The sequence below is a fragment of the Brachybacterium sp. GCM10030268 genome, assembly GCF_042666305.1.
Taxonomy (GTDB): domain Bacteria; phylum Actinomycetota; class Actinomycetes; order Actinomycetales; family Dermabacteraceae; genus Brachybacterium.
The window spans coordinates 663,056-669,173 of the sequence record NZ_JBHTCW010000001.1; the positions used below are offsets into that span (position 1 = coordinate 663,056).

Below are 6,118 nucleotides of genomic sequence, written 5' to 3' on the forward strand. Positions count from 1 at the left end.
CCATGAAGGCAGTGCATTTCGGAGCAGGGAACATCGGCCGCGGGTTCGTGGGACTGCTGCTGCACGAGGCAGGGTACGAGGTGGTCTTCGCCGACGTCGCCGACGAGCTCATCGCTTCGCTGCAGGAGGCGGATTCATACACGGTCCGCACCGTCGGCCAGAGCCCGGACGAGACCGTGGTCGACGGCTTCCGAGCGATCAACTCCACGAAGGATGCCGACGCGCTGACGGCGGAGATCGCCTCGGCCGACGTCGTCACCACGGCCGTGGGCGCGCACATCCTGCGCTTCGTCGCCCCGGCGATCGCCGCCGGTATCGCGGCCCGCCCCGACGGGGCACCCCGGGTCGCGGTGATGGCGTGCGAGAACGCGCTGAACGCCACCGATCTGCTGGAGCAGGAGATCCGCGCCGGCTACCAGGGTGAGGATCTCGAGGACAAGGCTCTGTTCGCGAACACGGCCGTGGACCGGATCGTCCCGGTCCAGCCCGCGGGGACGGGCCTGGACGTGATCGTCGAGGACTTCCATGAGTGGGCGGTGGACCGCCGTCCCTTCGATGGCCACGAGCCGGACATCCCCGGCATCAACTGGGTCGAGGATCTGGGCCCCTACATCGAGCGCAAGCTCTTCACCGTCAACACCGGCCACGCCACCGCCGCCTGGCACGGCTGGGCGGCGGGGCACGCGCGGATCGCCGATGCCGTCTCCGACAGCCGGGTCCACGGCCGCGTCAAGGCCGTGCTCTCCGAGACCTCCGCACTGCTGGTGGCCAAGCACGGTTTCGACGAGGACACGCAGGCCGAGTACGCGGCCAAGGCCATGAATCGCTTCGCCAACCCGCACCTGCCGGACCCCGTCGAGCGGGTGGGACGAGCGCCGCTGCGCAAACTCTCCCGGCACGAACGGATCATCGGCCCGGCCGCGGAGCTCGCCGAGCTGGGCCTGGGCACCGATGGGCTCCTGGCCTCGTTCTCCGCCGCCCTCGCCTTCACACCGGACGGAGACGACGAGGCCGACCGGCTGCAGGAGATCCTCCGCTCCCAGGGTCCCGAGAGCGCCGCCACCGCGATCACGGGACTCGAGGAGTCGCATCCGCTGTTCGCACAGGTGCGGGACGCCATCGCGGCCCGGCAGTCCGCGCTCTGAGCGGATATATTCCACACCGCACCCATACGCACCGGCGCGGGACCTCGCGCCGAGAGACCGTCGCGACCCCGCGGCGGCCCATCGAAAGGCAGAGAACATGGCAGAGCGCACCGTCACGATCGCCAGCGCCTCCGGGCTCCACGCACGTCCCGCAGGGATCTTCGCGCAGGCCGCCGGCGAACAGCCTGCGACCGTGACCATCGAGAAGGTCGGCGGCAATGCCGTGCAGGCCTCCAGCATGCTGATGCTGATGACCCTGGGTGCTGCGCAGGGCGACGAGGTCACGCTGCGCGCCGAGGGCGAGGGTGCCGAGGAGTCGGTCAACGCGCTGGCGGATCTGCTCGAGAAGGACCTCGACGCCCAGGAGTGAGGCGCGGTCCACGGCAGCCTGGGCCTGCCGCCAGACCCGGTCGGCCCCGGCCAGGCAGGCAGGCCCGGTAGGCAGGTAGGCAGGCAAGCAGGCCCGGTAGGCCCCGGCCAGGCAGGCAGGCCCGGTAGGCAGGTAGGCAGGCAAGCAGGCCCGGTAGGCCCCGGCCAGGCAGGCCGGCCCGGTAGGCCGCGACCGGCACCGGCACCGGCACCACCACAACAAATTGGCCGTCAGCGCAGGAGCACCGCCTGTATCGGGGGTGACTCGACGCTGACGGCCAATTTTTGTCGAAGCCCGGGAGGCTGGAGTTCGCGCCCGGGCGCTGGGTCTCAGCCCGTCACAGCCCCAGCTCGCCGAGGACCGGCAGGCCGGCACGGACAGCGTGCTGGGCCTCCTCGGCGGTGCGGGCGGCCACCGCCTTCGCGGCCAGCTCCTTGGCCTGAGCCAGGTCCACCGTCGAGAGCACTCTGGCGACGGCCGGCAGGGAGCGCGGGGTCATCGACAGGCTGTTGACGCCCAGGCCCACGAGCACCACGGCCAGCCCCGGGTCGCCGGCGGCCTCGCCGCAGACACCGACGGGCTTGTTCGCGCTCTCCCCGAAGGCGTCCGGGTCCCCTCCGGCGGCGCGTGCCCCGTCGCAGGTGGCCTTGACCAGGGACAGGACCGCAGGCTGCCACGGGTTGTTCAGATGCGCGAGGGACCCCAGCTGACGGTCCGCCGCCATCGTGTACTGGGTGAGGTCGTTGGTGCCGATCGAGACGAAGTCGCAGGCGCCCAGATGGCGGTCCGCGGTGATCGCGGCCGACGGCGTCTCGACCATGATCCCGGCCGGGCTCAGGCCGCGCTCGGCGCACAGGGCCGCGAAGTCCTCGGTCTCGGTGACCGTAGCGATCATGGGCGCCATCACCCAGGGCTTCGCGTCTGTCTCCTTCGCCGCGGCGGCGATCGCGTCGAGCTGATTGGTCAGCACGGAGCGCTTCGTCCAGGAGGTGCGGTAGGCGCGCACGCCCAGGGCCGGGTTCGGCTCGTCGGCCTCGGTGAGGAAGGGCAGCGGCTTGTCGGCGCCCGCATCGATCGTGCGCACCACGACCTTCTTGCCGGGCAGGTGGGCGAAGGCCTCGGCGTAGGCGCCGGTCTGCTCGGCGACGGAGGGCTCGTCCTCGCGGTCCAGGAACAGGAACTCGGTGCGGAACAGGCCGACGCCGTCGGCGTTGGCGGCGGCGGCCTTCTCGGCGTCGGCGGCGCCGCCGATGTTGGCCAGCAGCTGGACGCGGGTGCCATCGGTCAGCACTGCCCCGCCGCCTTCGTAGGTCAGCGGGTTCTTCTGCAGCTCGCTCCAGGCGGCGGCGAAGCGGTGGTGCTCGTCGGTGACGTCGTCGGTGATGGTGCCGAATCCGGCGTCGACGAACACCTCGGTGCCGTCGGCGATGTCGTGGATGCCCTGGGCGGCGACGATCGCCGGCAGGCCGAGCTGGCGGGCGAGGATCGCGGTGTGGGACTGCGGACCGCCGTCCGAGGTGATCAGGGCCAGGACGCGCTCGGGGTCGAGGGTCGCGGTGTCGGCCGGGGCGAGGTCGACAGCGGTCAGCACGAAAGGCTCCTCGGCGTCGGGGATGCCGGGAGCCTGTTCGCCGCGCAGCTCGGCGACGATGCGGGCCCGCACGTCGCGCACGTCCGTGGCGCGCTCGGCCATATAACCGCCGAGGCCCTCGAGCATGGTGGCCACCTGGTCACCGGCCTCCCACACGGCGCGGGCCGGGGACTTGCCGCCGGAGATCACGAAGCCCTGGGCGGTCTGGGACAGGGACGGATCGGCGGCCATCTGGGCGGTGGCCTCGAGGATCTGCTTGCCGTCGCCCGAGGCGCGCTCGGCCAGCCGGGTCAGCGCGGCCTGCACGGCGGCGGCCGCCTCGGGGATGCGGGCGGCCTCGGCGGAGGGGTCCGCGCCCTCGGGCAGCTTCTCGTTCGCGGGCGGCTCCGCGACCGGCGGGGCCATCGAGCGGACGGTGCCGACCACGCGGCCGGGGCTGACGGCAACACCTGTGTACTGGGCCATCGCTGACTTCTCCTTCGGGGGTCCTGGTGAGGTGTCGCAAGGGGCGGCAGGCACCCCCGTCACGCCGAGAGTGCCCGCGCGACCTCGAACGACGACACGCTCATGCTACGCGTCGGGCCGGTGGCGGCACGGCCGCGCTCAGACCGCGAAGCCCGCAGGGAACGGGTCGGCAGGATCCAGCAGCATCTGGGACGTCGCGACGATCCAACCTTTGCCGGTGATGGCGGGCAGCACGGCATCGCGCCCGTACGCGGTCGTACGGCCGACGAGCCGACCCGTGAATTCGGTGCCGATGAACGACTCGGAGACGTAGTCGGCGTTCAGGCCCAGCTCGCCCCGGGCGTGGAGGATGGCCATCCGGGCGCTCGTGCCGGTGCCGCCGGGCGAGCGATCGATCCACCCCGGGTGGATGACCAGGGCGTGCCGCGTCCTGCGGGCATCGGAACCGGGGGCGAGCAGCACCACGTGGTGGCAGGGGGTCGGCCCGTGCTCGGGATGGTGGATGGGAATCTGCTCGTCGACGGCGCTCATCACCGCCATCCCGGCGGAGATCACCCGCCCCGGCTCGTCGTCCTCGAGCGAGAGCCCGAGCGCCTCGAGGTCGACGAAAGCGTAGAAGTTGCCGCCGAAGGCCACGTCACAGGGCACGACGCCGTGACCGGGCACGTCCAGGCCACGGTCCTCGGCGTAGACGTAGGAGGGAGCATTGGCGATGGTGACGGATTCGGCCTTGCCTTCGCGCACCTGGACCTCGGCGGTGATGAGCCCGATCGGGGTGTCCAGCCGCACGGTGGTGACGGGTTCGGTCACCGCGACCATGCCCGTATCGACCAAGACGGTCGCGACGCCGATGGTTCCCGCCCCGCACATCGGCAGCACCCCGGTGACCTCGATGAACAGCACGCCCCAATCCGCATCATCGCGTGTTGGCGGCTGCAGGATCGCCCCCGACATCGAGGCGTGCCCACGCGGCTCGCACAGCAGCAACGTGCGCAACTCGTCGGAGTTCGCGATGAACCACCGGCGTCGCTCCTCCATGCTCGCTCCGGGAAATGGGCCGACACCGCCGGTGACCACGCGCACCGGAAGGCCGCCAACATGCGCGTCGATCGTGTGAAGTATTCGCGTGGTCCTCATGGTCGGTCTCTTCTCTCGTGCGGGCTGGTGCAGGGGGCCGAATCACCGAGGGTCCCGGGCTCCTGCCATGTCGGGCGGGAGGGTCCGGAGGGGCACGGCGTCGACCGTGCGGCGACCGTCATACGGCAGCGAGCCTCTGGTAGACATCCTCGGGCAGGTCGATCTCGGTCAGCGGCGCCTTGCGGCGGCCGACGTCGACGCCGTGTTCCGCGGCCAGCCGAGTCAGATGCTCCTCGATGCGCTCCTCGTACCGCGGCTCGAACGCCGTCGGGTCGATGGCGGCGATGAACAGCCCGAGGCTCGGGGACGTGCTACCGGAGTCGAACGGGGCGGCGTCCAGGGAGAAGGTGCCGCCGGACATCGTCGCCAGCATCTCGATCATCATGGCGATGTTGGCGCCCTTCGCACCGCCGAACGGCAGCAGCGCCCCGGCGAGGGCGGCGCTCGCGTCGGTCGTCGGCTCTCCGTCGGGCCCCAGACCCCACCCGGGCGGGATCGGTTCCCCGCGCTGTGCCGCCTCGCGGACCCTTACCCACGCGGTCGCGCTGCTCGCCTGGTCGAAGACCCTCGGGCCCGAGCTGTGAGGCAGAGCGAAGGCGAGCGGATTGGTCCCGGTGACAGCCTGGCGGGATCCGTAGGCGGCCATCAGCGCCGGCGAGTTGCCGCAGACCAGAGCGACCAGCCCCTGCTGGGCGGTGCGGGAGGCGTAGAAGGCGAGCTCGCCGGCCGGGAAGGCGCTGTGCATCGACAGCACCGCGACACCGCAGCGGCGCGCCGCCTCCACGAGGTGCCTGGCACCGTGGTCGTAGGCGAGCTGAGCGGTGCCCCGATCCGCATCGACTCGCACCGCAGCCGCACGCGGACGCTCCACCCGGGGGCGGGCACCCCCGTGCAGCCGCCCGTCGCGGAGAGCATCGAGATAATCGACCAGATGCGCCGCGCCCACAGCGCTCTTCCCGCGCCGCTCGGCCTCGACGGTCGCTGTCGCGAGGGTGGCGGCCATCTCCAGCGAGCCCCCGGCAGTACGGACCGCGCGGGCACAGAGCGGTTCGAGGTCGGCGAGGGACACCTGACGGGAGGCTACTGGCGAGGTCATATCCGATCAGGATATCGGAGCGTGACCAGCCAGCTCGCGGTCGATCCGTGGCGGAGGGTGCGGTGTCTGGGTGCACGACATCGTTGACAGATTCTACCGGCGGGTTTGGTGGTGATCGTTGACGGGTCAGTCGGGACATCGTTGACAAGGGCGGTGGCTTGATCATTGACCGGTGAGTCGCGACATCGTTGACGCCCGGACGCGGCCGAGGATGCCGCATGAGTTCCCTGAGTCAACCTCTAGGCCGTGAGAGCGCTGCTGTGGTCGTTTCTGTCGGTTCTGCGCCGCTCGTGGATGGTGGGGTCGTAGCACGT

The 6,118-nt window shown here is 71.3% G+C and carries 5 protein-coding genes; 2 read left to right on the forward strand and 3 right to left on the reverse strand.

Going from position 1 to position 6,118, the window contains the following annotated elements; all coding sequences use genetic code 11:
* The first annotated feature begins 2 nt into the window (after positions 1–2).
* Together ACFQRD_RS03025 and ACFQRD_RS03030 are read left to right on the forward strand one after the other, a co-directional pair.
* Positions 3–1,145, forward strand: coding sequence for a mannitol-1-phosphate 5-dehydrogenase (locus ACFQRD_RS03025; protein WP_377793461.1), 1,143 nt, complete (start codon positions 3–5; stop codon positions 1,143–1,145).
* Between the two features lie 97 nt (positions 1,146–1,242).
* A complete protein-coding gene (locus tag ACFQRD_RS03030; protein ID WP_377015994.1) occupies positions 1,243–1,515 on the forward strand; it encodes an HPr family phosphocarrier protein in 273 nt (90 codons plus the stop codon).
* 337 nt (positions 1,516–1,852) lie between these two features.
* Here ACFQRD_RS03030 and ptsP read toward each other — a convergent pair whose 3' ends face one another.
* The 3 genes from ptsP to ACFQRD_RS03045 form a co-directional block, all read right to left on the reverse strand.
* A complete protein-coding gene (gene ptsP / locus ACFQRD_RS03035) occupies positions 1,853–3,571 on the reverse strand; it encodes a phosphoenolpyruvate--protein phosphotransferase (RefSeq protein ID WP_377015992.1) in 1,719 nt (572 codons plus the stop codon).
* Positions 3,572–3,709: 138 nt separating this feature from the next.
* Positions 3,710–4,708 (reverse strand): proline racemase family protein, encoded by a 999-nt coding sequence (locus ACFQRD_RS03040; protein WP_377803488.1) that lies wholly within the window; start codon positions 4,706–4,708, stop codon positions 3,710–3,712.
* A 118-nt stretch (positions 4,709–4,826) separates the two neighbouring features.
* Positions 4,827–5,804 (reverse strand): Ldh family oxidoreductase, encoded by a 978-nt coding sequence (locus ACFQRD_RS03045; protein ID WP_377015990.1) that lies wholly within the window; start codon positions 5,802–5,804, stop codon positions 4,827–4,829.
* Positions 5,805–6,118 lie beyond the last annotated feature (314 nt).